Source organism: Streptomyces sp. NPDC034043 (assembly GCF_055575675.1).
The window spans coordinates 24,200-48,736 of record NZ_JBVISF010000009.1 but is presented as its reverse complement, the minus strand read 5'-3'; the positions used below and the strand labels follow the sequence as shown (position 1 = coordinate 48,736).

At 71.6% G+C, this 24,537-nt stretch carries 19 protein-coding genes; 11 read left to right on the top strand and 8 right to left on the bottom strand.

Annotated elements, in window-relative coordinates:
- Positions 1–31 precede the first annotated feature (31 nt).
- On the bottom strand, positions 32–1,552 hold the full coding sequence (locus ACZ51S_RS21840; protein WP_468804114.1) for a peptide MFS transporter: 1,521 nt from the start codon (positions 1,550–1,552) through the stop codon (positions 32–34).
- Positions 1,553–2,023: 471 nt separating this feature from the next.
- Here ACZ51S_RS21840 and ACZ51S_RS21835 point away from each other — a divergent pair, with 471 nt between their 5' ends.
- Positions 2,024–2,701 (top strand): response regulator transcription factor, encoded by a 678-nt coding sequence (locus tag ACZ51S_RS21835; RefSeq protein WP_388939157.1) that lies wholly within the window; start codon positions 2,024–2,026, stop codon positions 2,699–2,701.
- A 36-nt stretch (positions 2,702–2,737) separates the two neighbouring features.
- Complete coding sequence (locus ACZ51S_RS21830) at positions 2,738–4,003, top strand: ATP-binding protein (protein WP_468479658.1); 1,266 nt, start codon at positions 2,738–2,740, stop codon at positions 4,001–4,003.
- Positions 4,004–4,006: 3 nt separating this feature from the next.
- Here ACZ51S_RS21830 and ACZ51S_RS21825 read toward each other — a convergent pair whose 3' ends face one another.
- Complete coding sequence (locus ACZ51S_RS21825) at positions 4,007–4,543, bottom strand: GtrA family protein (RefSeq protein ID WP_468479659.1); 537 nt, start codon at positions 4,541–4,543, stop codon at positions 4,007–4,009.
- Positions 4,544–4,747: 204 nt separating this feature from the next.
- Here ACZ51S_RS21825 and ACZ51S_RS21820 point away from each other — a divergent pair, with 204 nt between their 5' ends.
- The 4 genes from ACZ51S_RS21820 to ACZ51S_RS21805 all read left to right on the top strand — a co-directional run bounded on the left by ACZ51S_RS21820 (position 4,748) and on the right by ACZ51S_RS21805 (position 8,915).
- On the top strand, positions 4,748–5,887 hold the full coding sequence (locus ACZ51S_RS21820; RefSeq protein ID WP_468479660.1) for a 5-(carboxyamino)imidazole ribonucleotide synthase: 1,140 nt from the start codon (positions 4,748–4,750) through the stop codon (positions 5,885–5,887).
- Positions 5,884–6,411, top strand: a complete 528-nt coding sequence (purE, locus tag ACZ51S_RS21815; protein ID WP_388939153.1) for a 5-(carboxyamino)imidazole ribonucleotide mutase — start codon at positions 5,884–5,886, stop codon at positions 6,409–6,411. Before ACZ51S_RS21820 ends, purE begins: the two co-directional genes overlap by 4 nt.
- A complete protein-coding gene (locus tag ACZ51S_RS21810; RefSeq protein WP_468479661.1) occupies positions 6,408–7,586 on the top strand; it encodes a dipeptidase in 1,179 nt (392 codons plus the stop codon). Before purE ends, ACZ51S_RS21810 begins: the two co-directional genes overlap by 4 nt.
- Before the next feature lie 264 nt (positions 7,587–7,850).
- On the top strand, positions 7,851–8,915 hold the full coding sequence (locus ACZ51S_RS21805) for a membrane dipeptidase (protein ID WP_468479662.1): 1,065 nt from the start codon (positions 7,851–7,853) through the stop codon (positions 8,913–8,915).
- Here the strand turns inward: ACZ51S_RS21805 and ACZ51S_RS21800 are convergent.
- The gene (locus ACZ51S_RS21800; RefSeq protein ID WP_468804113.1) at positions 8,912–10,213 is read right to left on the bottom strand and encodes a glycosyltransferase 87 family protein; all 1,302 of its coding nucleotides are present in this window, start codon (positions 10,211–10,213) and stop codon (positions 8,912–8,914) included. The genes ACZ51S_RS21805 and ACZ51S_RS21800 overlap by 4 nt on opposite strands.
- Before the next feature lie 41 nt (positions 10,214–10,254).
- Positions 10,255–11,598, bottom strand: a complete 1,344-nt coding sequence (locus ACZ51S_RS21795) for a UDP-glucose dehydrogenase family protein (protein ID WP_468479664.1) — start codon at positions 11,596–11,598, stop codon at positions 10,255–10,257.
- 238 nt (positions 11,599–11,836) lie between these two features.
- On the opposite strand from ACZ51S_RS21795, the gene ACZ51S_RS21790 reads away from it, so the two are divergent.
- From ACZ51S_RS21790 to ACZ51S_RS21780, 3 genes are all read left to right on the top strand, one after another.
- A complete protein-coding gene (locus ACZ51S_RS21790) occupies positions 11,837–12,994 on the top strand; it encodes an acyl-CoA dehydrogenase family protein (RefSeq protein ID WP_385764354.1) in 1,158 nt (385 codons plus the stop codon).
- A gap of 407 nt (positions 12,995–13,401) precedes the next feature.
- Positions 13,402–14,484 carry a mannose-1-phosphate guanylyltransferase gene (gene manB / locus ACZ51S_RS21785; RefSeq protein WP_388939148.1) on the top strand — a complete coding sequence of 361 codons (1,083 nt, stop codon included), beginning with the start codon at positions 13,402–13,404 and terminating at the stop codon, positions 14,482–14,484.
- 113 nt (positions 14,485–14,597) lie between these two features.
- The gene (locus ACZ51S_RS21780) at positions 14,598–15,314 is read left to right on the top strand and encodes a polyprenol monophosphomannose synthase (RefSeq protein WP_467889125.1); all 717 of its coding nucleotides are present in this window, start codon (positions 14,598–14,600) and stop codon (positions 15,312–15,314) included.
- A 94-nt stretch (positions 15,315–15,408) separates the two neighbouring features.
- Here the strand turns inward: ACZ51S_RS21780 and ACZ51S_RS21775 are convergent, their stop codons facing one another.
- Positions 15,409–16,755: an LCP family protein gene (locus ACZ51S_RS21775; RefSeq protein WP_388939147.1), complete on the bottom strand. Its 1,347-nt coding sequence runs from the start codon at positions 16,753–16,755 to the stop codon at positions 15,409–15,411.
- Between the two features lie 106 nt (positions 16,756–16,861).
- Here ACZ51S_RS21775 and ACZ51S_RS21770 point away from each other — a divergent pair, with 106 nt between their 5' ends.
- Both ACZ51S_RS21770 and ACZ51S_RS21765 read left to right on the top strand, forming a co-directional pair.
- Positions 16,862–17,398 (top strand): acyl-CoA thioesterase, encoded by a 537-nt coding sequence (locus tag ACZ51S_RS21770; protein ID WP_388939146.1) that lies wholly within the window; start codon positions 16,862–16,864, stop codon positions 17,396–17,398.
- 150 nt (positions 17,399–17,548) lie between these two features.
- The gene (locus ACZ51S_RS21765) at positions 17,549–19,072 is read left to right on the top strand and encodes a glycosyltransferase family 39 protein (protein WP_468479666.1); all 1,524 of its coding nucleotides are present in this window, start codon (positions 17,549–17,551) and stop codon (positions 19,070–19,072) included.
- Between the two features lie 13 nt (positions 19,073–19,085).
- Here the strand turns inward: ACZ51S_RS21765 and ACZ51S_RS21760 are convergent, their stop codons facing one another.
- The 3 genes from ACZ51S_RS21760 to ACZ51S_RS21750 form a co-directional block, all read right to left on the bottom strand.
- Positions 19,086–20,582, bottom strand: a complete 1,497-nt coding sequence (locus ACZ51S_RS21760; protein WP_468479667.1) for an LCP family protein — start codon at positions 20,580–20,582, stop codon at positions 19,086–19,088.
- Between the two features lie 367 nt (positions 20,583–20,949).
- Positions 20,950–22,467, bottom strand: a complete 1,518-nt coding sequence (locus ACZ51S_RS21755; RefSeq protein ID WP_468961735.1) for an LCP family protein — start codon at positions 22,465–22,467, stop codon at positions 20,950–20,952.
- A 333-nt stretch (positions 22,468–22,800) separates the two neighbouring features.
- A complete protein-coding gene (locus ACZ51S_RS21750; RefSeq protein ID WP_468479669.1) occupies positions 22,801–24,537 on the bottom strand; it encodes an LCP family protein in 1,737 nt (578 codons plus the stop codon).

The window sequence follows — 24,537 nt, the reverse complement described above, 5'->3', positions numbered from 1 at the left end:
CGTTCACCGCTCGCGCGGGGCGCGGGGCGCGTCAGTTCATGTCGCCCATCAGCGCGTTGACCTTCTGGCGGTACATGTAGATCGCGACACCGGCGAGCACGGCGGCGGCGGCCTGGAAGAGGATGATCCCCACGCCGTTCAGCTGCACCTCGGCCAGACCGAGCAGACCGGTGATGCAGTCACCGGCGGTGACGGCGAGGAACCAGACGCCCATCATCTGGGAGCCGTACTTCTGCGGAGCCATCTTCGTGGTGACCGACAGGCCGACCGGGGACAGGCACAGCTCGGCGAGCGTGTGCATCAGGAAGATGAGCACCAGCCACCACATGGTGACCTTGGTGTCGTTGCCGGCGGTCTGGCTCAGCGGCAGGGCGAAGACGAAGAACGAGGCGCCGACGATGATCAGGGCCGCCGAGAACTTCACGATGGTGCTGGGCTCGCGGTTGCGGCGGGCCAGGGCCACCCACGCGGCGGCGAAGACCGGGGCCAGGGCCACCACGAAGAGCGGGTTCAGCGACTGGAAGATGGTGGTCGGGACTTCCCAGCCGAAAAGGCTGCGCTCGGAGTTCTTGTCACCGAAGAGCGAGAGGGTCGAACCGCCCTGGTCGTAGATCATCCAGAAGACGGCGGCGGCCACGAAGAACCAGATGTAGGCGCTCATCCGGGTCTGCTCGACGGCGGACAGGTCCTTGTCACGCTTGATGCGGACGAGGACGGCGACCGGAATGATCAGACCGGCGATCGTGATCGGGTACAGCGCCCACTTGATGGTGAACATGTCCGCCGCGACCACGGCGCCGTAGAAGACGGCGACGACGGCCAGGACGGCGAGGGCCTTGACGATCACGGCCTTGCGCTCGGCCGCGGACAGCGGGTTCGGGACCAGGCTGCTCTGCGGGCTCAGGGTGCGGCCGGCGAGCAGGTAGATCACGAGGCCGATGCCCATGCCCACGGCGGCGAGCGCGAAGCCGAGGTGCCAGTTCACGAGCTCGCCGACCATGCCGATGCCGACCGGGGCGAGCAGGGCACCGACGTTGATGCCGATGTAGAAGATCGTGAAGCCGCTGTCACGGCGCGGGTCGTCCACGCTCTTGTAGAGGTGGCCGACCATCGTGGAGATGTTGGCCTTCAGCAGACCGGAGCCGACCGCGACCAGCAGCAGACCGACGAAGAACGCGATCTGACCGGGCAGCGCGAGCGACAAGTGGCCGGCCATGATCACGCCACCGGCGATGGCGACCGTCTTGCGGGCGCCCCAGACGCGGTCGCCGAACCAGCCGCCGGGCATGGCCATGAGGTAGACCATCGCCACGTACACGGAGTAGATCGCCGTGGCCGTCGCCGCGGTGAAGCCGAGGCCGCCACCCTGGCTGTCGGTCGCGGCGTCGACACCGCCGGAGACCAAGTACAGGACGAGAAGCGCACGCATGCCGTAGTAGGAGAAGCGCTCCCACATCTCGGTCATGAACAGCGTGGCCAGGCCAACGGGGTGGCCGAGGACGGTTTTCTCGTGAGCTGCGCTCGGCGAGTCCTTCGTCAGGCTGGAAGCCATGGTCGATCCTTGCTTGCTCGGGACGCTCGGCTTCGTGAGCTGTTCAGCGCCCGGTGGGGGGCGGCCGGCACCGGCGGCGGACGTCCCACCCCACGCCCAGGGGTCTCGTCCCCCGTGGTGGCGGGGGCGAAGGGGCAGCCGTAACCGGGATCCACGCCCTGCGCGCCTCCTCGCGCGCCGGGCCCGGCCCATAGGTCATTCACTGTCATCTGGGCCGGATCAACCGACCAGAGCAGAATTTGAGGTCTTCGGCACGGATTTCGGCACAAAGATCCCCTGGGTAGTGCATCAGGCGTCTCGCCACCATACGACAGGACACCGCCGCATATGGAAGGACTTGAGAGATGGATCACAGGCTTTCAGGGAACCGTTCCATCATGTTCGAAGGCAGGTAGTAGTCAATAGCCGCTGTTCGAGAGGGGTGTGCAGGTAGGGGCCTGCTGCCGGCCGCCGCGGACTACCATCACCCACATGACGCGTGTACTGCTCGCCGAGGACGACGCATCCATCTCGGAACCCCTCGCCCGCGCCCTGCGCCGGGAGGGGTACGAGGTCGAGGTCCGGGAGGACGGCCCCACCGCCCTGGACGCCGGACTGCAGGGCGGCGTCGACCTCGTCGTCCTGGACCTGGGCCTGCCCGGGATGGACGGCCTGGAAGTGGCCCGGCGACTGCGCGCCGAAGGCCACGGCTTCCCGATCCTGGTGCTCACCGCCCGGGCCGACGAGGTCGACACGGTCGTCGGCCTCGACGCGGGCGCCGACGACTACGTCACCAAGCCCTTCCGCCTCGCCGAGCTGCTGGCCCGCGTCCGGGCCCTGCTGCGGCGCGGCGCCACCGAGGCCAGCCAGGCCCCCGCCACCCACGGCGTGCGCATCGACGTCGAATCGCACCGCGCGTGGATAGGGGAGGAAGAGCTCCAGCTCACCGCCAAGGAGTTCGACCTGCTGCGCGTCCTGGTCCGCGACGCCGGCCGCGTCGTCACCCGCGACCAGCTGATGCGCGAGGTCTGGGACACCACCTGGTGGTCCTCCACCAAGACCCTCGACATGCACATCTCCTGGCTCCGCAAGAAGCTGGGCGACGACGCCGCCAACCCCCGCTACATCGCCACCGTCCGGGGCGTCGGCTTCCGCTTCGAGAGGAGCTGACCCCCCGCCCCCGGGGCATCGGGCATGCTCTAGGGCATGCGCCGCCGCCTCATCAACTCCACGCTCGCCGTGGTGCTCGTCGTGATCGCCGTGTTCGGGGTCTCCCTCGTCATCGTGGAGACCCGGACCATCACCAGCAGCGCCCAGGACCGCATCGGCTCCGAGGCGCTGCGGCTGCTCGGCATCGTCGAGGCGGACGTCCTGGAGCGCAAGCCGGTCGACGCCGGCGCGCTCGCCGAGCAGCTCGACCTCGGCACGTACGCCCGCATCACCATCCCCGGCCGGCCCGCCATCGAGGTCGGCCAGCGGATCGACGACAGCGTCATCCGGGGCACCGCGCGCGGGGAGCAGGGCGTGCTCGTGGTGGTCGAGGAGACCCGCGACACGGTCACCAGGGAGGTCGGCCGCACCCTGGCCGTGGTCGGCGCGGTGGCGCTGCTGGCCGTCGTGGCGGCCGTACTGCTCGCCGTACGCCAGGCCAACCGGCTGGCCTCCCCGCTCACCGACCTCGCCGAGACCGCCGAACGGCTGGGTTCAGGCGACCCGCGGCCCCGGCACAAGCGCTACGGGGTCCCCGAGCTGGACCGGGTCGCCGACGTACTGGACTCCAGCGCGGAGCGGATCGCCCGCATGCTGACCGCCGAGCGGCGCCTGGCCGCCGACGCCTCGCACCAGCTGCGCACCCCCCTCACCGCCCTGTCGATGCGGCTGGAGGAGATCACGGTCACCGACGACCTGGAGACCGTACGGGAGGAGGCGACCATCGCCCTCACCCAGGTGGAGCGGCTCACGGACGTGGTCCAGCGGCTCCTGACGAACTCCCGGGATCCCCGGACCGGCTCGGCGGTCCCCTTCGACCTGGACGAGGTCGTCAAGCAGCAGCTGGAGGAGTGGCGGCCGGCCTACCGCAGCGCCGGACGGGCCGTCGTCCGCTCCGGCAAGACCGGCATGCGGGCCGTCGGCACCCCGGGGGCGGTCTCCCAGGTGCTGGCGACCCTCGTGGAGAACGCGCTGATGCACGGCGGCGGCACGGTCGCCCTGCGCACCCGCGTGACCGGCAACCAGGCCGTCATCGAGGTCACGGACGAGGGCCCCGGAGTCCCGCCCGACCTCGGCAACCGGATCTTCGAGCGGGCCATCAGCGGCCGCAACTCCACCGGCATCGGCCTGGCCGTCGCCCGGGACCTCGCCGAAGCGGACGGCGGCCGCCTGGAGCTCCTCCAGGGCCGGCCGCCGGTGTTCGCGCTCTTCCTCAGCCGCACCGCCCCGGAACGCGCCGAGCCGGAGCGGACGGTCAGGTAGCCGTCAGCCCTGGTTGCCCGCGGGCTCGGGGGTGCGGGGGGCGAGCGGCGCCTCGTGCCCGTCGCGCTGCTCGACGACCAGGGAGTGCGCGGCCGGCGTGGGCAGGGCCTTGAAGACCCAGGTCCGGTAGGACCAGAAGCGGAAGACGGTGGCCACACCCATGCCGAGGAACTTGAAGACGTTGTTCGCCAGTGAGCCGTCGAAACCGAAGCCGTACGTGGCCACGTAGAGCACACCGCTCTCGATGACCATGCCGATCATGCTGAACAGGACGAAGAGGGTCATCTCGCGGCGCCGGCTGCCCAGGTCCCGGTCACGGTAGGTGAAGTAACGGAAGCCGATGTAGTTCGTGATGATGGCGACCACGATGGCTATGACGTTCGCGCGCACCGTCTGCAGGTCGGTCGTGCTGCGCAGCAGGTTGAAGACCCCGAAGTTGACCAGGACGCCCGCTCCGCCGACCGCTCCGAACTTGACGACCTCCCGGGCCAGACCGCGCAAGCGCTCGGACAGCGGTACGGCCTTCGGCGTGCTGCTCATGGATGTCCAGTCCTGTCGTCATCGCCGCCCGCGGCCGCGCGTCACCCGATCTCGTCAACCCCACCATGCTAAGTGTCCCCCGCAGCGGGAGTCCGCGCCCCGGCACCCCGTGCGACGCACGGCACACGGGGCTCCGCGGCCCGGTGGCGGGTCCGCGCCAGGGTCACGTCCGAATGGCGGAATACCGCCGGATACCCTGGAGGCGTGACGTTTCCGGTAGTCGGCATGGTCGGCGGCGGTCAGCTCGCCCGCATGACCCACGAGGCGGGTATCCCCCTCGGCATCAAGTTCAAGATCCTCAGTGACACCCCACAGGACTCGGCGGCCCAGGTCGTGAGCGATGTCGTCATCGGCGACTATCGCGATCTGGAGACACTGCGCGCCTTCGCGCGCGGCTGCGACGTGGTCACCTTCGATCACGAGCACGTACCCACCGAGCACCTCCGGGCCCTGGAGTCGGACGGCATCCCCGTCCGGCCGGGGCCCGACGCGTTGGTGCACGCCCAGGACAAGGGGGTGATGCGCGCCAGGCTCGACGAGATCGGCGCCCCCAGCCCCCGCCACCGGATCGTGAGCGATCCGGCGGACGCGGCGGCCTTCGCGCGGGAGGTCGGCGGGTTCCCCGTCATCCTCAAGACGGTGCGCGGCGGGTACGACGGCAAGGGAGTGTGGTTCGTCCGCACCCCCGAGGACGCGGAGGCCCCCTTCAAGGCGGGCGTCCCGGTCCTCGCCGAGGAGAAGGTGGACTACGTCCGCGAGCTCGCGGCCAACATCGTCCGCTCCCCGCACGGCCAGGCGGTGGCCTACCCCGTCGTCGAGTCCATCCAGGTGGACGGGGTCTGCGACACGGTGATCGCCCCCGCGCCGAACCTCTCGGAGGCCCTCGCCGGCGAGGCCCAGGCCCTGGCCCTGCGCATCGCGCGGGAACTCGACGTGACCGGCCACCTGGCCGTGGAGCTGTTCGAGACCACCGACGGCCGCATCCTCGTCAACGAACTGGCCATGCGCCCGCACAACAGCGGCCACTGGACCCAGGACGGCGCGGTCACCTCCCAGTTCGCCAACCACGTCCGCGCGGTCCTGGACCTCCCCCTGGGCGACCCGCGCCCCCGCGCCCGCTGGACGGTCATGGCGAACGTGCTCGGCGGTGACTACCCCGACATGTACGCGGCATACCTGCACTGCATGGCACACGACCCGCAGGTGAAGATCCACATGTACGGCAAGGACGTGAAACACGGCCGCAAGGTCGGCCACGTCAACACCTACGGCGACGACCTGGACGATGTGCTGGAGCGCGCACGTCACGCAGCCGGCTACCTCAGAGGAACGATCACCGAATGAGCACCTCCCCCGTCGTAGGCATCGTCATGGGCTCGGACTCCGACTGGCCCGTCATGGAGGCCGCCGCCCAGGCGCTGGCCGAGTTCGAGATCCCCTACGAGGTCGACGTCGTCTCCGCCCACCGCATGCCGCGCGAGATGGTCGCGTACGGCGAGCAGGCCGCCGACCGCGGCCTGAAGGCGATCATCGCGGGCGCCGGCGGAGCCGCCCACCTGCCCGGGATGCTCGCCTCCGTCACCCCGCTGCCCGTCATCGGCGTGCCGGTCCCGCTGAAGTACCTCGACGGCATGGACTCCCTCCTGTCGATCGTCCAGATGCCCGCCGGGGTTCCCGTCGCCACCGTCTCCGTCGCCGGCGCGCGCAACGCGGGCCTGCTGGCCGTACGGATGCTGGCCGCGCACGACCCGGAGCTGCTGGGCCGCATGCGGGACTTCCAGCAGGAGCTGAACGACCAGGCCACCGAGAAGGGCAAGCGGCTGCGCACCAAGGTCGCGGGCGCCGACTCCTTCGGGTTCGGCAAGTGAGCGCGGCGGACCTGCTCGCGCGGGCCCGGGACCTGCTCGCCGAGTACCCGGTCGTCGACGGGCACAACGACCTGCCCTGGGCACTGCGCCAGCAGGTCCGCTACGACCTCGACCAGCGGGACATCGCCGGCGACCAGTCCGGCCACCTGCACACCGACCTCCCCCGGCTGCGCGCCGGCGGCGTCGGCGCGCAGTTCTGGTCCGTCTACGTCCGCTCCGACTACAGCGGCGACGAGGCGGTCAGCGCCACCCTGGAGCAGATCGACGCCGTCGACCAGCTGATCGCCCGTTACCCCGGCTCGCTGGTGCGCGCGCTGACGGCCGACGACATGGAGGCGGCCCGCGCCGACGGCCGGATCGCCTCGCTGATGGGCGCCGAGGGCGGCCACTCCATCAACAACTCGCTCGCCACCCTGCGCGCCCTGCACCGGCTGGGCGTGCGGTACATGACGCTCACCCACAACGACACCATCGACTGGGCGGACTCGGCGACCGACGAACCCCGCCACGGCGGCCTCACCGACTTCGGCCGCGAGGTCGTGCGCGAGATGAACCGCATCGGCATGCTCGTGGACCTCTCGCACGTCGCCGCCACGACGATGCGCGACGCCCTCGACACCTCCCTGGCGCCGGTGATCTTCTCGCACTCCTCGGCGCGCGCGATCTGCGACCACCCGCGCAACGTCCCCGACGACGTGCTGGAGCGGCTGCCCGCCAACGGAGGCGTGGCGATGGCCACCTTCGTGCCGAAGTTCATCCTCCCCGAGGCCGTCGCGTGGACGCGGGCCGCGGACGAGAACCTGCGCGCGCACGGCTTCCACCACCTCGACACCACCCCCGAGGCGATGGCCCTGCACCGCGCGTTCGAAGCGGGGCGCCCGCGCCCGGTGGCCACCGCCGCCACCGTCGCCGACCACCTCGACCACATGCGCGAGGTGGCGGGCGTCGACCACATCGGCATCGGCGGGGACTACGACGGCACCGCCTTCACCCCGGCCGGGCTGGACGACGTGTCGGGCTACCCGAACCTGATCGCCGAACTGCTCGGGCGCGGCTGGTCCCGGACCGACCTGGCGAAGCTGACCTGGTCCAACGCGGTACGGGTCCTGCGCGACGCGGAATCGGCCGCCCGGGAGCTCTCGGCGACCCGGGGCCCGTCCAACGCCTGCCTCTGACGCCCCGACGTCCTGACGGCCGGGGCCGGGTCCGGGGCGGAACCCCGGACCCGGCCCCGGTCCCCGGTCCCGGTCCCCGGTCCCGGTCCCCGGTCCCGGTCCCCGGATCCGGCCTGACCCGGCCCCCGGCCGGAACCCCGTCGGAGCCCGCCTCCCGACCGGGTCACCACCCGAACGCCACACCCGCCGGGCGGCCCCGGCGCCCCACGTGTCACGGTGGCACCATCTTCTCTCCCTGCTGCCGCCGAGACCGGAGCCAACGCCATGGCCGACCTGCAGGATGAACCCCACTCCGTGGGCGTCGGAGCCGAAGACGTCCCCGCCCCCGCCGGCAGTGCCCTGGACCGGGCGGCCGCGCTGCTCGCGGACCACCCCGTCGCCGACGGGTGCAACACCCTCGTCTGGACCCTGCGCCAGAGCCCGTACCACGACATCGACACCCCGGACACCGGAGTCGACACCGACATCCCCCGGCTGCGCGCCGGAGGGGTCGGCGCCCAGTTCTGGACGCTGCTCGTGCCCCCGGGCCCGCCGCGCGAGGACGCCGCCGCCGACCAGGTCGTCTCCGACACCCTCGAACAGATCGACGTGGCACGGTCCGTGATGCGCCGCTACGCCGACAGCCTGTGCCTCGCGCTCAGCGCCGACGACATGGCCGACGCCCGCAACCGGGGCCGGATCGCCTCGTTCCTGGGCCCCGTCCCCGGCAGCACCCTCACCGACTCCCTCGGTGCGCTGCGGGCCTTCCACGCGTTGGGCGTGCGCATCCTCGCGCCCGCGGGCGCCCCCTGGGCCGAGGAGGGCCTGACGGCCTTCGGCCACGAGGTGGTCAAGGAGGTGAACCGGCTGGCGATGCTGCTCGACCTGACGGGCTGCCCGCCGGCCGCCGCCTGCCAGCTCGCCGCGGCCTCCAAGGCGCCGGTCATCATCTCGAACACGGGGGCGGCCGCCCTCAACCCGCACCCGGGGAACGTCACCGACGAGGTACTGCTCGCCCTGCGGGCGGCGAACGGCCTGGCGATGGTCACCTTCGACACCGCCCGGACCGGGGACTCCCTGCACGCCGTGGCCGACCACCTGGAGCACGTACGGGCGATCGCGGGCCCCGAGGGCGTCGGACTCGGCGCGTCCTTCGGCGCCGAACGGGGCGGCCCCCGCCCCACGGGCCTCACCGACCCCTCGGGCTACCCGCACCTGATCGCGGAACTCCTGGAGCGGGGCTGGCCCGAATCCGACATCGCCCTGCTCACCTGGGGCAACGCCCAGCGCGTCCTGCGCGACGCCGAGTTCACGGCCCGCGCCGCACAGCACCGCAGGACGACTCCCTAGACGGAGCGGGCCGCCAGGGCCTGCTCCGGCAGGACGGTCGCCTTCCACAGCCGGACACCGGACCACACCGTGGCGCAGAGCAGCAGGCCGTTGCGCACGCACAGCAGGACCGTGCCGAGCGTGGTGGTGGCGAGGATGTCCGAGCCGTACAGGACCGGGAAGACCAGCGTGGTCAGCGGGTTGGCGGCGACGAGCAGCCAGGCGACCGGACGCTGGGTGGTGTGCCGGGAGGTCAGGCAGACGGCGGCCAGACCGAGCAGCCAGATCATGTACTGCGGGCTGATGACACGGCTGGTGACGGTGAAGACCAAGATCGCGAAGAGCGCGGCGTCGAAGGGCGTCGCGCTCGACCAGTGGTTGGCCCGCACCCGCCACAGCAGGAGCAGCAGGAACCCGGCCACCGTCAGGGCGAGCGAGGCCCGCGCGATGCCCGGCACGTACGGGCCGACGTACTCGAAGGCGCCGTACTGGAAGTCGATCTCCCCGGGCCACAGGCCCAGCAGGCGGGCCGCCATCAGCACCGATCCGCCGAGGGACTCGATCTGCACCCCGCGGTCGCCCTGGTTGCCGAGGAAGCCGAGCGTGTCGCGGAACAGCGCCGCGAAGACGGCGAGCAGCGCCGCGCAGGACAGCGCCGCCGCGACGAGCGCCTCCCGCGTCGACCTGCCGCGCGGGGTGCCGAGCAGGGTCAGCAGCGGCCACACCTTGACCATCGCGCCGATGCCGGCGATGACCCCGCCGAGCACGGGGCGGCGGCCCAGGGCGAGCAGCGCGAAGACCGCGAGCAGGGTGACCTGGATGTCGTAGCGGGCGAACGGGGTCGCCATCATCATCGGCAGGGTCACCAGCCACACCAGGGCCCCGGCCATGCTGCCGTCGCTCCTGCGCGCCGCCCGGACGAGGCCGAGCAGGACCACGCCGTCGCACAGCACCGTCAGGGCGACGAAGGCCTGGAAGTAGGTGAGGAACGGCAGCAGGTCGGGGGAGAGGAAGATCGCCGCGGCCGCCGGCGGGTACTGCCACATGATGTCGTTCTGCGGCAGCGTCCACGTGACGAGGACGTCGTACCAGTTGTGGTAGGTCGCGGTGACCTCCACCCGTACGACGTTCGAGCTGAAGAAGTCGTTGACGAGCATCCAGAGCATCGCCGCCCGGCTGGCCAGCCAGAAACCGGCGATGCCGAGCAGGGCGGCGCGTCCGCGCAGGGCCGCTTCGAAGGATCCCCGCCGGTGGGGCGCGGCGGGCGTCGCCGTCGCGGATGCGGTGAGGCCGGCCGGGGGACTGCTGGTCGTGGACATCGGCCCGAAGTCTACCCAGCCCCCCGTAAGGCCTCCCTGCCTCAGGCCTGCGGGCGTCCCATCGCCCGGTACGTCCAGCCGGCCGCGCGCCAGCGCACGGGGTCGAGCGCGTTGCGCCCGTCGAGGACGAGGCGGTCGGTGACCACCGTGCCGAGCTCGGCGGGGTCCAGCTCGCGGAACTCCCGCCACTCGGTGAGGTGCAGGACGACCTCGGCGCCGCGGGCCGCCTCGAGCGCGGAGTCCGCGTAGCCCAGGGTGGGGAAGATCCGGCGGGCGTTGCCCATGCCCTTGGGGTCGTAGACGGTGACCTGGCCGCCCTGGAGGTGGATCTGCCCGGCGACGTTGAGCGCGGGGGAGTCGCGGACGTCGTCGGAGTCGGGCTTGAAGGTGGCGCCGAGGACGGCGACCCGCTTGCCGAGGAAGGAGCCGCCGACCGCCTCCCGCGCCAGCTCGACCATGTGGCCGCGGCGGCGCATGTTGATGGAGTCGACCTCCCGGAGGAAGGTCAGCGCCTGGTCGGCGCCCAGCTCGCCGGCGCGGGCCATGAAGGCGCGGATGTCCTTGGGCAGGCAGCCGCCGCCGAAGCCGATCCCGGCGCGCAGGAACTTCGGGCCGATCCGCTCGTCGTAGCCGATGGCCTCCGCCAGCTTCACCACGTCACCGCCGGAGGCCTCGCAGACCTCCGCCATGGCGTTGATGAAGGAGATCTTGGTCGCCAGGAACGAGTTGGCGGCGGTCTTCACCAGCTCCGCGGTCGGGAAGTCGGTGACCACCAGCGGGGTGCCCTCGGACATCGGGGTCTCGTACACCTCGCGCAGCAGCTTCTCGCCGCGCTCGCCCTGGACGCCGATGACGATCCGGTCCGGGTGCAGGGTGTCCTGCACGGCGAAGCCCTCGCGCAGGAACTCCGGGTTCCACGCCAGCTCCACGTCCGCACCCGCCGGGGCCAGCGCCAGCAGCTTCGCGGCGAGCCGGTCCGCGGAGCCCACCGGCACCGTCGACTTGCCGACCACCAGCGCGGAGCGGGTCAGGTGCGGAGCCAGCGACTCCAGCGCGGAGTCCACGTACGACATGTCGCAGGCGTACTCACCGTGCTTCTGCGGGGTGTTCACGCAGACGAAGTGGACGTCGCCGAACTCCCCGGCCTCCTCCCACGACTGCGTGAACCGCAGCCGCCCGGTGGACCCCGGCAGCCCCGCCACGTGCCGCGCGAGCAGCTCCTCCAGCCCCGGCTCGTACATGGGGACGCGGCCGGCCGCCAGCATCTCGATCTTCTCCGTGACCACGTCCAGCCCCAGCACCTCGAAGCCGAGCTCCGCCATGGCCGCGGCGTGGGTGGCGCCGAGGTAGCCGGTGCCGATCACGGTGATCTTGAGGGGGGCCATGAATGCTCCAGAGGTGCGGGGCCGTTCGGGCCACCGAGCATAGTCGGGCGGGTCCGGGGGGACGTTCCCCCCGAACCCGGCTGTCACGCAGCTCACGTACGTGCCGCATATCGCTGCGTGGGCGCCGGGAACTAGAATTTGGGTTACTTAACGGTAGTTAGCATCCCGCGCCAAGGGCACGACAGCGACACACCGCTGCCGGCGTCCCACGGCGCGTCACCCTGGGGAGTGAGAGATCTTGGCGGGTTCTGCCGACTTCGACCTGTACCGCCCGGCCGAGGAGCACGACATGCTCCGCGAGTCGGTCCGCGCGCTCTGCGAGGCGAAGATCCTCCCGTTCGCGGCCGCGGTCGACGAGGAGGCCCGATTCCCGCAGGAGGCCCTCGACGCCCTGGTCGCCAACGACCTGCACGCCGTCCACGTGCCCGAGACCTACGGCGGCGCCGGCGCCGACGCCCTGGCCACCGTCATCGTGATCGAGGAAGTGGCCCGCGTCTGCGCCTCCTCCTCCCTCATCCCGGCCGTGAACAAGCTCGGCTCGCTCCCGGTGATCCTCTCCGGTTCCGAGGAGCTCAAGGCCAAGTACCTCGGCCCGCTCGCCAAGGGCGACGCGATGTTCTCGTACTGCCTCTCCGAGCCCGACGCGGGCTCCGACGCGGCCGGCATGAAGACCCGTGCGGTGCGCGACGGCGACTTCTGGGTCCTCAACGGCGTCAAGCGCTGGATCACCAACGCCGGTGTCTCCGACTACTACACGGTCATGGCCGTCACCGACCCGGAGAAGCGCTCCAAGGGCATCTCGGCCTTCGTGGTCGAGAAGTCCGACGAGGGCGTCTCCTTCGGCGCCCCGGAGAAGAAGCTCGGCATCAAGGGCTCCCCGACGCGCGAGGTCTACCTCGACAACGTCCGCATCCCGGCCGACCGCATGATCGGCGCCGAGGGCACCGGCTTCGCCACCGCGATGAAGACCCTCGACCACACCCGCATCACCATCGCCGCCCAGGCCCTCGGCATCGCCCAGGGCGCCCTGGACTACGCCAAGGGCTACGTCCAGGAGCGCAAGCAGTTCGGCAAGCCGATCGGCGACTTCCAGGGCGTCCAGTTCATGCTCGCGGACATGGCCATGAAGATCGAGGCCGCCCGCCAGCTGACCTACGCGGCCGCCGCCAAGTCGGAGCGCGTCGACGGCGACCTGACCTTCTTCGGCGCCGCGGCCAAGTGCTTCGCCTCCGACGTCGCGATGGAGGTCACCACGGACGCCGTCCAGCTCCTCGGCGGCTACGGCTACACCCGCGACTACCCGGTCGAGCGCATGATGCGCGACGCGAAGATCACGCAGATCTACGAAGGCACGAACCAGGTCCAGCGCATCGTGATGGCCAGGAACCTGCCGTAACGGCGCCCGGCCCGCAGGCATGTGAAAGGCCCCCGCGTGCGCCGGGGGCCTTTCCTCATGTCCCCTCCTTTGTAACGATTCCGATCCAGCGGGCCGCCCCCGCCGGTGCGCGCGCCCCCGGCGGCGCCTTCCGCGCCACGCGCCGGGGACGCCGGCCGGGCGGGCGCCGGGCCCGCGGATGTCCCGGGCGGGGTTCCGGTGGTGAGCAGCGGCTCTGCCGGGCCCGGCTCCGGTCGCCGCTCGTACAGAGGGGACGGCGGGACACCGCGCATGCGCAGAGTGAGGAACCCGCCGTAACCGGAACGTTGCCGGAGGCGGCCCGCACGGCCCGCCTCCGGGCTTCGCACCGCCCGGGATGGGCTAACTTTGAAGCTTCGTACGCCCGAACCGGTTGGGGAGAGAACAAAATGACGGAAGCGATCCTGCTGGTCGGCGGGCAGGGGACGCGACTGCGCCCCGTGACGGTGAACACCCCCAAGCCGATGGTTCCGGCAGCGGGCGTCCCGTTCCTCGCCCACCAGATAGCCAGGGCCGCAGCCGCCGGTGTCACGCACATCGTGATGGCCACCTGCTACCTCGCCGAGGTCTTCGAGCCGTACTTCGGGGACGGTTCCGACTTCGGCATCACCCTCGAGTACGTCGTCGAGGACGAGCCGCTGGGTACGGGCGGCGCCATCCGCAACGCCGCCGAGCGCCTGACGGGCGGTCCGGACTCCCCGGTCCTCGTGTTCAACGGCGACATCCTCACCGGTCTCGACATCGCCGGCCTGGTCGAGTCCCACCGGGCGGCCGACGCCGACGTCTCCCTGCACCTCGTACGCGTCGAGGACCCGCGCGCCTTCGGCCTGGTCCCCACCGACGCCGACGGGCGGGTGCTGGCCTTCACCGAGAAGCCGGAGACGCCCGAGGAGATCATCACCGACCAGATCAACGCCGGCTGCTACGTCTTCCGCCGCAGCGTGATCGACTCCATCCCGGCCGGCCGGCCGGTATCCGTCGAGCGCGAGACCTTCCCCGGTCTGCTCGCCTCCGGTGCCAAGCTCCACGGCGTCACAGAGGACACCTACTGGCTGGACCTCGGCAAGCCCGAGTCCTTCGTCCAGGCCTCCGCCGACCTCGTGCGCGGCATCGTGGCCTCCCCGGCCGTCCCCGGGCCGCGCGGCGAGGCCCTCGTGCTCCCCGGTGCCGAGGTGGCGGAAGGCGCGAAGCTGTCGGGCGGTACCGTTGTGGGTGCCGGCGCCCGGATCGAATCGGGTGCTGTCGTCCAGGGCTCCATCGTGCTGGACGGCGCGATCCTCGGCGCGGACACGGTGGTGAGCGCCAGCCTCATCGGCGCGGGCGCTTCGGTGGGTACGCGCACGGTCGTGACGGGCGCGGTCATCGGCGACGGTGCCGTCGTGGGGGCTGACAACGAACTTCGCGCAGGGGTGCGGGTGTGGTGCGAGGCTGAACTGCCCGACGCCGCCGTCCGTTTCTCCTCCGACCGGTGACCAACTTCAGTGAGGCACAACCTGTGATAGGCGAGCAGCAGACTCCCCGCGCGACGGACGTCGCAACCACGAAGCTCCCCGACGCCTGGGCGGACACGCCGCTCACCGTGGTCATGCCCACCTACAACGAGGCGGGCAACCTGCCGGGCATGGTGGAGCTGCTCATGGGTCTCGAGCAGCCGGGCCTGCGGCTGCTGGTCGTCGACGACTCCTCGCCCGACGGCACCGGCAAGATCGCCGACGAGCTCGCCGAGGGCTTCGTCACCGAGGACGGCAAGCCCCGCATGTCGGTCCTGCACCGCACCGCCAAGGACGGCCTCGGCCGTGCCTACGCGGCCGGCATGGCCAAGGCCGTCGAGGACGGCGCCGAGTACGTGCTCCAGATGGACGCGGACGGCTCCCACCCGGCCGGCAAGATCGCCGAGATGCTGGGCGTCGCCCGCTCCACCGGCGCCGGTCTCGTCGTCGGCTCCCGCTACGTGCCGGGCGGCACCCTCTCCGACGCCTGGGGCGCGCACCGCAAGCTGCTCTCCCGCTGGGCCAACGCGTACGCGAGCACCATCCTCGGCACCCGCGTCCGCGACATCACCGGCGGTTTCAACCTGTGGAGCGCCCCCGCGCTGAAGGCGATCGACCTGGCGTCGATCGGCAGCGCCGGCTACAGCTTCCAGGTGGAGATGAAGTACAAGGCCCTGCGCCGCGGCTTCCGCGTGATGGAGGTCCCGATCCACTTCGAGGACCGCACCGTCGGCGAGTCCAAGATGAACCTGGCCGTCCAGCTGGAGTCCATCGCCATGCCGTGGAAGCTCCGCGCCCGCGCCGGCAAGTAACGGCACACGAGGAGGAGGGGCGCCCCGACGGGGCGCCCCTCCTTTTCTTCTCCGTTCGTCCGCAGGCCCCCGGGGGCCGCACCTCACGGCCGGGTCACTGGCCCCTGACGGTCACCTTCTGGTCGTTCTGGATCTCCTTGACCAGCTGCTGCACCTTCGCCTTGTCCCAGACGAGGTTGCCGCCCCGCTGGCCGGAGATCGGCATGTTCATCGACACGCCGTCACCGCCGCTGATGCCCTTCATGGCGAAGAACATCTGGCCCATGTCCCACAGCCCCATGTCCTTGTCCACGATCAGCGTGTCCAGGCCGGCGCCCAGCACGGGGTAGAGGGAGAAGGGGTTGAGGACCGTGCCCGGGGTGGCTGCCTGGCTCGCGAGCGCGGAGAGGAACTTCTGCTGGTTCTTCGTCCGCTGGAGGTCCGACTCGGCGAAGGCGTACCGGGTGCGTACGAAGGCCAGGGACTGCTCGCCGTTGAGGGTCTGGCGGCCCGCCTTGAAGTCGGCGCCCGACTTGTCGTCCTTGAAGGCCTGTTCGATGTCCAGCTCGACCCCGCCGAGCGCGTCCACGATGTTCGCGAAACCGGCGAAGCCGATCTCGGCGTAGTGGTCGATGCGCAGGCCGGTGTTGAATTCCACCGTCCGCACCAGCAGCTCGGGCCCGTCCTCCGCGTACGCGGCGTTCAGCTTGACCCGGCGCCCCTGCGAGGGGAACTTCTTGCCCGACTGGGAGCCGACGAAGGAGGGGATCTCCACGTCCGAGTCGCGGGGCAGGGAGATCATCGTGTTCCCGCTGGAGCACTTCGCCAGGATCATCATCGAGTCGGTCCGCTTGCCGTCGGCGGAGCCCGTGTGGAGCTTCTTCTTCTCCTCGTCGGACATCCCCTCGCGGCTGTCGGAGCCCACGATCAGGTACGTGGTGCAGTCGCCCTCCTTGGGGCGCTCGATGACCTTCGACAGGTCGACCTCGCGGCGGACCTGGGAGTCCGCCCAGAAGTAGGTGCCGATCCCGGTCACGAGCAGGACGGACACCACCGCGATCGAACCGATCTTGATCCGCTTGCGCCAGTCCGGGGCGGGTCCCTGCGGACGGCCCGGCCCGCCCGGCGGGCGCTGTCCCGGACCGCCGGGGCCCGCGGGGCGGCCGTAGACCTGCCCCGTGTTGTACCCGCTGTCGTACGCGGCGTCGGGGCCCTGCGTCTGCGGCGGCACCCCGCGCCCCGGACGTCCGCCCGGCGGCGGGGCCTGCGGCGGGACCGGCGGGCGCGCCGGGCGCTGCGGCGGCTGGGCCGGCCGCTGCGGCTGCCGCTGCTGGGGCTGCCGCTGGACGTGGCGCATCCGCTGCGCCCCCTCCGGCTGCGGCTGTCCGCTGCCGCGCCCGTACCCGTCATCGCGGCGGCCTCGCGCATCGCGCTCGCCGTTCCACCCGTCCCAGTCACTCATGCGGACAAGGATGCCTGGCCGGGAGTGCCGCACGACACCCCGGCCCGGTCTTCGTACCGGGGCTGTTGCACAGCTGATGCCTCCGGGACGCACTTAAGGTGGCTGTATGACACAGATACCGGAGGCACCCGAGGGCAAGCCGATCTCGGCGTCCCGGACCACCCTCAGCCACATCATGACCGCCAACGACACCAACCTCCTGGGCACCGTGCACGGCGGCGTGATCATGAAGCTGGTCGACGACGCGGCGGGCGCCGTGGCCGGACGCCACTCCGGCGGGCCCGCCGTCACCGCGTCCATGGACGAGATGGCCTTCCTGGCCCCCGTCCGCGTCGGCGACCTGGTGCACGTCCGGGCGCAGGTCAACTGGACGGGCCGCTCCTCGATGGAGATCGGCGTACGGGTCCTCGCGGAGCGGTGGAACGAGTCCACCCCCGCCACCCAGGTCGGCAGCGCCTACCTCGTCTTCACGGCGGTGGACTCCGACGGCAAGCCCCGCCAGGTCCCGCCCGTGATCCCGGAGACCGAGCAGGACGAACGCCGCTACCAGGAGGCCCAGATCCGCCGCACCCACCGGCTCGCCCGCCGCCAGGCGATCACCGAGCTGCGCGAACGCCGGGCGGCCGAGGGGCTCGACGACTGACGCCCGTGGGGCGCCTGCGCTGAACGGCCGTCAGGGGATTGGGTGGGGCCCCGGGCCGCCACGTACCCTGTGACGTCGAGCGAGGCCCGCAAAGCCCCTTCGCCGACGTCACCCCCCTCAGCCGATCCGATGGATCCGGAAGGTACGAGCATGACCAGCAGCAGTACGGCGACCGAGGCCGCGGCAGGCTCCGGCCGTCCCGTGCCGGACGGGGGCACGAGCGGCCGGGAGGCCCCGCGCGCCGCCCGTACGGCCCGCTACGACTGGCTGTGGGCCGCCCTGCTGACCCTTGCCGTCGGTGCCTTCGGGAACGGGAGCGCGCAGCCCTGGCGGGACGAGCTGGCCAGCTGGAACGCCGCCACGCGCGGCACCGGCGAGCTGATCGACATGCTGGGCCACGTGGACGCCGTCTCGGGCCTCTACTACCTGCTGCTGCACGGCTGGATATCCGTCTTCGGGGATTCGGCCGAGATGCTCAGGCTGCCGTCGGCTCTGGCCATGGCCGGTGCCGCCGCCTTCGCCGTGCTGACGGCCCGTACGCTCTTCGACCGCCGGACGGCCGTGTTCGCCGGTCTGCTCTTCGCGTTCGTGCCGGCCGTCGCCCGGTACGGCCAGGAGGCGCGGTCGTACGCCTTCGTCGTGCTGGCGGTCAGCGCCGCGACCTGGCTGCTGCTGCGGGCGCTGGAGCGGCCGGTCGCGCGGCGCTGGGCGCCGTACGCCGTCGCGGTGTCGGCGGCCGGGCTGTTCCACGTGGTGTCGCTGCTCTTCCTGCTGCCGCACGCCCTGATCGTGCTGCTGCGCTGGTGGCAGGACCGGCGGGGGCGCACCCTCGTCGCGTTCGCGGTGACGGCGGCCGTCGCCCTGGTCCCGGTGGTCCCGCTGGTGCTGCTGGGGCAGCGCCAGGTGGGCCGCCAGATCAGCTGGATCAAGACCCCGCACCTGCGGAGCGTCGCCGACCTCTGGAACAACCTCTTCGGCTCCCCGATGATCGGCCTCGCCATCGCCGCGCTGGCGCTGCTCCCGCTCGCCTGGAGCCGTGGCCGGCGGCCCGCGGTGGAGCTCCTCCTGACCGGGGCGGCCCCGATCGGGGCGGCCTGGGTGGTCTCGCAGGGCAGCACCTCGTACTTCATGGACCGCTACCTGCTCTTCACCCTGCCCGCCTGGGTGGTGCTCGCGGCTGCCGGGCTGGCCGCGCTGCGGCCGTCGCGGGCCGGGTCGCTCGCCCTGGCCGCGCTGATCCTGCTCGGCCTTCCCGACCAGCGCCAGATGCGGACCGAGTGGGCCAGGGTCGGCCTGGACGGCGAGGCGGCGGCGCGGATCATCGCCAAGGGTTACCGGCCGGGGGACGGATTCGTGCCGGTGCGCGGCGCCGACCGCGTATTCATGATCGACTTCCAGGTGGAGTACTTCCTGCCGCAGCGCGTCCAGCTGAGGGACGTCTTCGCGGAGCGCTCGGCGCTGGCGAGCGACGACCTGTTCCCGCAGGAGTGCGCCCAGCCCGTGCGCTGCCTCGGCCCCACCCAGCGGGTGTGGGTGGTGACCTGGAGCGGCACGAAGAACCCGTACCACAAGCTCCCCGAGGACCAGGCCGAGGCGCTGGAGCGCCACTACCGGGTGGCCGAGAGCAAGACGGTGCGCGGCCTGAGCGTCTCCCTGCTGGAACGCGTCCGCTGACCGCGGCGGGGCCTCAGGGTCCGCACACCACCTGGTCGCCGGTGACGGCCTGCGCCTCCCCGCCCTGGTAGGGGTCCTCGCCGCGCACCGGCACCACCTTGCGGTACTCCGAGCCGGCCGTCACCAGCACCGTGCGGCCCTGCCCGGCGACGGCGCGCAGCTCGCTGCCCGGCAGTGCCGCCGCCACGGTGCGGGCCGAGCGGTCCCAGCGCGGGTCGTACGCGATCACCGTGCGCCGGACGTCACGGCTGGCGGCGTTGCCGGGGGCGCGGGTGGTGTCGAAGCCGGTGGCGCGCAGGGCTTCGTCCACCCGGCCGCCGAGCCCGTCGATCCGCGTGCCGTTCTCCACCTGGACCCTGATCTGCTGCGGGGGCACGTCCACCGGCACGGCGGCGGGCCGCTGCCGTCCGCCGCCGGGACCGGGCGGGGGCGGGGCGAGCGGCCGGTCCTGGCGCAGCGCCTCGAAGAGCCGGGCGGCCTTCGGCCCGTCCCACTTGACCGTCGAGCCGATGCCCTTGACCCGGTACGAGGGGTTCCCGACCGGTACGGAGGCGAACTCGGACGAGGCGGGCGTGAAGTCCCGCATGGCCTGCCCCAGCGCCAGCATCTGCTCCGAGCCGAAGCCCCGGTCGGCCCGGACCGAGCCCAGCAGGGTGGAGCTGACCTCCTTGAACTTCACCGGGTTCAGCAGCACCCCGCCCCCGGTGGCCTGTTTGATCAGGGCGGCGACGAAGCGCTGCTGGCGCTGCATGCGGCCCAGGTCGGAGGCTCCGTCGACATGGCGGGAGCGTACGTACCGCAGGGCCTGGCCGCCGGTGAGCCGGTGACTGCCGGGCCGCAGGTCCAGGCCGGTGTTCTGGTCGCGCAGGGCCTTGGCGGTGCAGATCTCCACTCCGCCCATCGCGTCGACGGTCTTCATGAAGCTGGTGAAGTCGACCTCCAGATAGTGGTCGATCTTGACCCGGGTCATGTTCTCCACGGTGCGCACGGTCAGGTTCGGCCCGCCCTCCGCGTAGGCCGCGTTGAGTTTGACGGGGTGCGGCCGGTGCGGTCTGCCGGTCACCGGGTCGCGGTGCGCGGGCAGCTCGGCGTAGCTGTCGCGGGGCAGGCTCACCACGCTGGCCCGCTCCCGGTCCGCGGACAGGTGCACCAGCATGATCGTGTCCGTGCAGTGGCAGGGCGCGCCGCCGAGCCGGTACTCGTGCTTCTCCCGCGGGTCGAGCTTGTCCCGGCCGTCGGTGCCGACGAGCAGGAAGTTCAGCCCGTGTCCGGCCTGCGGGCGGTTCTTCATGTCCTTGAAGGGGTCGACCCGTTCGATCCCGGTGTCCAGGCCCGTCATCACGGCGTGCCCCACCGCCCCCGATCCCAGGACCAGCAGTGACACCCCGGCCGCGATCCGCACTCCCCACCGGGGCCGGCCGTCCCGGTGCCGGCCCCGACGGCCGCCGCTCCGCGCACGCTGTGGCTGCGAGGGCCTGGCGGTTGGGGTGGGACGGTGCGGCTGGGGCACGGTGGACACCTCCGCGGGGACAGCACGGGGACGGAGCCGGCGGTTCGCTCACCCACGGGCGGACCGGCCGGCACATCGGGCAGATTCGTCAGAACAGTAGGCCCATACGATCAGCCGCTGTCCGTACCGCTCGTCCGCCGCGCACCCGTTTCCCCCGTACGCGGTAACGGGACATGGGTACCCGACCGTGAAGGACGACATGCCCGGCCGGCAGCCCGCAGTCCCGGTGATCATGCCGGTGCCCAACGAGGAGCGCCATCTGTGTGACTCCGTCCGGCCCCTGTCCGCTGACGGGGCCGGACACGGCGCGAAGGGGTGACCCGGTCCGTACGGACCGGGTCACCCCTTCGCGTTCAGCCGGACCCGCTCACCAGCGGTACGGCTTGTAGACCTCCATGCAGGCCCCGGTGTCGGAACCGTTGAGGGCGTCGGCCGTGTCCGGCACGGAACCGGCCTCGGGCGGCGCCTGCTGCGGGTAGACGGTGCCGTCGCGCCAGTCGGCGCCCACCACGAGGGTGATCCGGGCCACGTCGGCCGACTGCTGCACGGCGGTGCCCGGGACGCCCATGGCCGCCGCCACGGTCTGCGCCTCGTCGGCCAGGTCGGGGGTCGGGTAGCGCACGACGGTGGTCTTCTCCGGGGTCAGCGCGCTGTCCGCCCGGGCCCCGGTGAAGCCCTTGGAGACCAGGGCCTCCGCCACCACGTTCGCCCGCCGGGGCGCCAGCGGCATCTTCTCGACGGCGGTGCCGTTGACGACGTTGACCTGGATCCTGTCGGGGGTGGTCGCCGGAGCCGTGGACGGCTCCTGGCCCGGCTGCGCGGGCTGCGAGGCGCCCGGTGCGGGCGCGGACGCGGAGGGCTGGGCCGCGGCGGAGGGGCTCTGCGGGGCGGTCGGAGCGCCGTTCTTGTCGAAGGCCACGTCCTTGCGGAGCATTGTCCACAGCTTGTCGGCGTCCGCCGCGTTCACGATGAGCCGGTCCCGGTCCGCCGGGTCCGGGAAGGTCGGCATCGTCGTCATCGTGATGCGGTTGGTCGGCACGTCCTTGAGCTGCATGGCCAGGTTGTAGAGCTTCTTGACCGAGCCGATCTCCTCGGAGACCTCCAGGGCCTTGGTGCCCGCCTCGGCCAGCGCCGTGATCCGGCCGACGTCGGTGAAGGCGTTCTGGCCCTTGAGCTCGCGCATCATCGAGTTCATGTACATGTGCTGGGCCTGCGCCCGGCCCAGGTCGCTGCTGAACGCGTGCCGGGTGCGCAGCCACTGGAGGGCCTGCTCGCCCTTGATCCGGGTCGTGCCCTTCTGGAGCTTGAGGCCGGAGCCGCCGCCGGAGGTGGCTATCGGCCGGTCCCAGACGTTGTCCTTGACGCAGACCGGGACGCCGCCGACCGCGTCGGCCATCTGCACCACACCGGAGAAGTCGATCATCATCCAGTGATCGATGTAGACGTTGGTCAGCTTCTCCCACGTGGCCAGCGTGCAGCCGGGGCCGCCGCGGCCGAGCGACTCGTTGATCATCGCCCTGGTCTTCTTGAACTTCTCGCCGCTCTTCGGGTCCGTGCACTCGGGTATCTCGACCCGGGTGTCGCGCGGGATGCTCACCACCGAGGCGTTCTCCCGGTCGGCCGATACGTGCAGCAGCATCTGCACGTCCGCGAGCGGGGGGTTCCCCACGGTGTCGCGGCTGCCGCCGAGTTCGACGTTCTCCGGCTTGTTGCGGCTGTCCGAGCCGATCAGCAGGATGTTCAGCGGGCGCTGGCCCTTGGCGTTGGCGTGGGTCTTCTCCACGCCGCTCTCTCCGCTCAGGCGCTGCCCGCTGCGGATGTTGCCGTCGAGATGACGGTAGTAGAGGTACCCGGCCGCCGAGGTTCCCAGGATCAGGAACGCCATGACGGACGCCACCCAGAACAGCACCCGGCGGCGCCGCCGCCGGACCGGAAGCCCACCCTCCGGAGGCCGGGCCGTACCCGAGCCCTTCCGGGGCGGCGGAACCGAAGCGGCCGCTCTCCCGTCGCCGTCGGATATGCCGTCCGCGGCCTGGTCGGGCGCCCCCTCCCCCCGCACGCTGCTGTGCTTCACGCGTACCCCCCTCAAGATCACTGCTGGTCGGTAAGGTGCCGGTCCTGCCGGCTACCGCCCGTCATACGCCGGCCGGTCAATGAGATGCCTGGTGCTGGTGCTGGTCCTGCCGTAACAGCCGCCCGCCCCCGGGGCGCGGGCCGCTCACTTCGCGCAGACCGCCTTGTCCGCCTCGACCCGCTGGACACCCTCGGGTGCCTGCTGCGGGGTCGCCGGCGCGCCGAGCGGCGCCCCGGGTTCCTTGAAGTCGGAGCCCAGCGTCAGCTTCATCGGCGTCCGCGGACCCGCGTCCACGGAACCCACCTTCAGGGCGGCACCGGACAGCCCCATCATGTCCGCCAGCGCCCGGGCCTGATCGGCCTGGTTGGGGGCGAACTCGAGCTGGGTGGCGCCCAGCCGGGTGGAGGCGTTGCCGTGGTTGCTGGCCTTGTGGACACCCTTGCTGTTCTGCAGCCAGGTCAGGGTAGTGGAGGCCGATCCCGGCGGGCCGCCGCCGTTGTACACGTCCACGCGGACGTCCCCGGCGGCCGCGCGGTTGCCCTGGAGCAGCGCGTCCTGGCGGTTCTTGGCGTCGGCGTCGGCCGCTTCCTTCGCCGCCGTCTCCTTCTTCTCGACCTCGGTGAGCGAGACGTCCCCGCGGATCATCTGGAGCAGCGGTTCGGCCTGCGCCGAGTTGAGGACGACGGTCGCCTTGCGGTTCGGCGGCTCGTTCGGGTTGTCGAGGACCGGAAGCGTGGTGAAGGTGATGTTCTTGAGGTCCATGTCCTTCAGCTCGCCGGCGAGAGCGGTGAGCTTGCCGATGGACCCCAGTCCCTGGTCCACCGTCAGCGACTTGGTGGCCGCCTCCGCCAGCGAGAAGAACTTCTTCGGACTGGTCAGCGTCTCCTTGGACTTCATCTCCCGCATCATCGAGCCCAGGAACTGCTGCTGGGTCTTGATCCGGTCCAGGTCGCTCTCGTTGCCGAAGGCGTGCCGCGTCCGCACGAAGGCCAGTGCCTGCTCGCCCTGGAGGCGGTGCTGGCCCGCCTTCAGGTCCAGTTTGGAATCGCGGTCGGTGACGTCCTTCTCCACGCAGACCGGCACCCCGCCCACGGCCGTGCTGAGGTTCTTCACGGCGTTGAAGTCGACCATCATGAAGTTGTCGACCTCGATGCCCGTCAGCTGCTTGACCGTGCGCATCGTGCAGCCCGGGTCGCGCCCTTCCTGGCCCAGGCTGTTGTTGAAGCGGGTGCCCTTGCTGCCGGCGATCTCCTTCACCGAACCGTTCGGCTGCTTCGTCGGGCAGGCCGGGATGTCGGTGATCAGGTCGCGCGGGATGGACAGCGCCGTCGCGTTGGTGCGGTCCTTGGACACGTGGAAGAGGATCGTGGTGTCGGCGTGGCCGACGCTCTCCGCGTCCCCGTAGCCCTCGTTGCCCTTGCCGCTGCGCTTGTCGGTGCCGATGACCAGGATGTTGATCGGCTGGTCCTTCTTGAAACTGCCGCCCGCGCCGCCGGTGTCGATGACGTTCAGGTTGCCGTTCAGGTGCTCGTAGTAGAGGTACGAGCCCAGCCCGCCGGCGATCAGCAGCAGCGCCAGCGTCCCGCCCGTCGCCACCAGGACCTTGCGGCGCCGTGGCGGGCCCCCGCCCCGGCGGGGGCGTCCGCCGCGCCGTCCGCCGGGCGGGCCCTCGCCGCGGCGGGGCTTGGGTACGGCGGGGGAGGGGACGGCCGGTGCGGAGGGTGCGGCGGTGGTCCGGCGGGATCTGCGGGGAGCGGCGACGGTGTGCTGCTGCGCAGCGGAATGGCCCAGTCGCAGTTCGTAGTTGCCAGTGCGGGGATTGAGGACCCACTGGTCTGCGGGGTCGATCTCGTCCGCCCGCCCACGGCTTTGCGCATCCAC

Excerpts from the sequence above, each read along its gene's own strand:
- ACZ51S_RS21795 (WP_468479664.1), bottom strand. The coding sequence starts at position 11,598 with ATGGCCCCCCTCAAGATCACCGTGATCGGCACCGGCTACCTCGGCGCC.
- ACZ51S_RS21805 (WP_468479662.1), top strand. The coding sequence starts at position 7,851 with ATGGCCGACCTGCAGGATGAACCCCACTCCGTGGGCGTCGGAGCCGAA.
- ACZ51S_RS21780 (WP_467889125.1), top strand. The coding sequence starts at position 14,598 with ATGCCCACCTACAACGAGGCGGGCAACCTGCCGGGCATGGTGGAGCTG.
- ACZ51S_RS21770 (WP_388939146.1), top strand. The coding sequence starts at position 16,862 with ATGACACAGATACCGGAGGCACCCGAGGGCAAGCCGATCTCGGCGTCC.
- purE (WP_388939153.1), top strand. The coding sequence starts at position 5,884 with ATGAGCACCTCCCCCGTCGTAGGCATCGTCATGGGCTCGGACTCCGAC.
- manB (WP_388939148.1), top strand. The coding sequence starts at position 13,402 with ATGACGGAAGCGATCCTGCTGGTCGGCGGGCAGGGGACGCGACTGCGC.
- ACZ51S_RS21765 (WP_468479666.1), top strand. The coding sequence starts at position 17,549 with ATGACCAGCAGCAGTACGGCGACCGAGGCCGCGGCAGGCTCCGGCCGT.
- ACZ51S_RS21755 (WP_468961735.1), bottom strand. The coding sequence starts at position 22,467 with ATGGCGTTCCTGATCCTGGGAACCTCGGCGGCCGGGTACCTCTACTAC.
- ACZ51S_RS21825 (WP_468479659.1), bottom strand. The coding sequence starts at position 4,543 with ATGAGCAGCACGCCGAAGGCCGTACCGCTGTCCGAGCGCTTGCGCGGT.
- ACZ51S_RS21800 (WP_468804113.1), bottom strand. The coding sequence starts at position 10,213 with ATGTCCACGACCAGCAGTCCCCCGGCCGGCCTCACCGCATCCGCGACG.
- ACZ51S_RS21840 (WP_468804114.1), bottom strand. The coding sequence starts at position 1,552 with ATGGCTTCCAGCCTGACGAAGGACTCGCCGAGCGCAGCTCACGAGAAA.
- ACZ51S_RS21830 (WP_468479658.1), top strand. The coding sequence starts at position 2,738 with ATGCGCCGCCGCCTCATCAACTCCACGCTCGCCGTGGTGCTCGTCGTG.
- ACZ51S_RS21775 (WP_388939147.1), bottom strand. The coding sequence starts at position 16,755 with ATGAGTGACTGGGACGGGTGGAACGGCGAGCGCGATGCGCGAGGCCGC.
- ACZ51S_RS21835 (WP_388939157.1), top strand. The coding sequence starts at position 2,024 with ATGACGCGTGTACTGCTCGCCGAGGACGACGCATCCATCTCGGAACCC.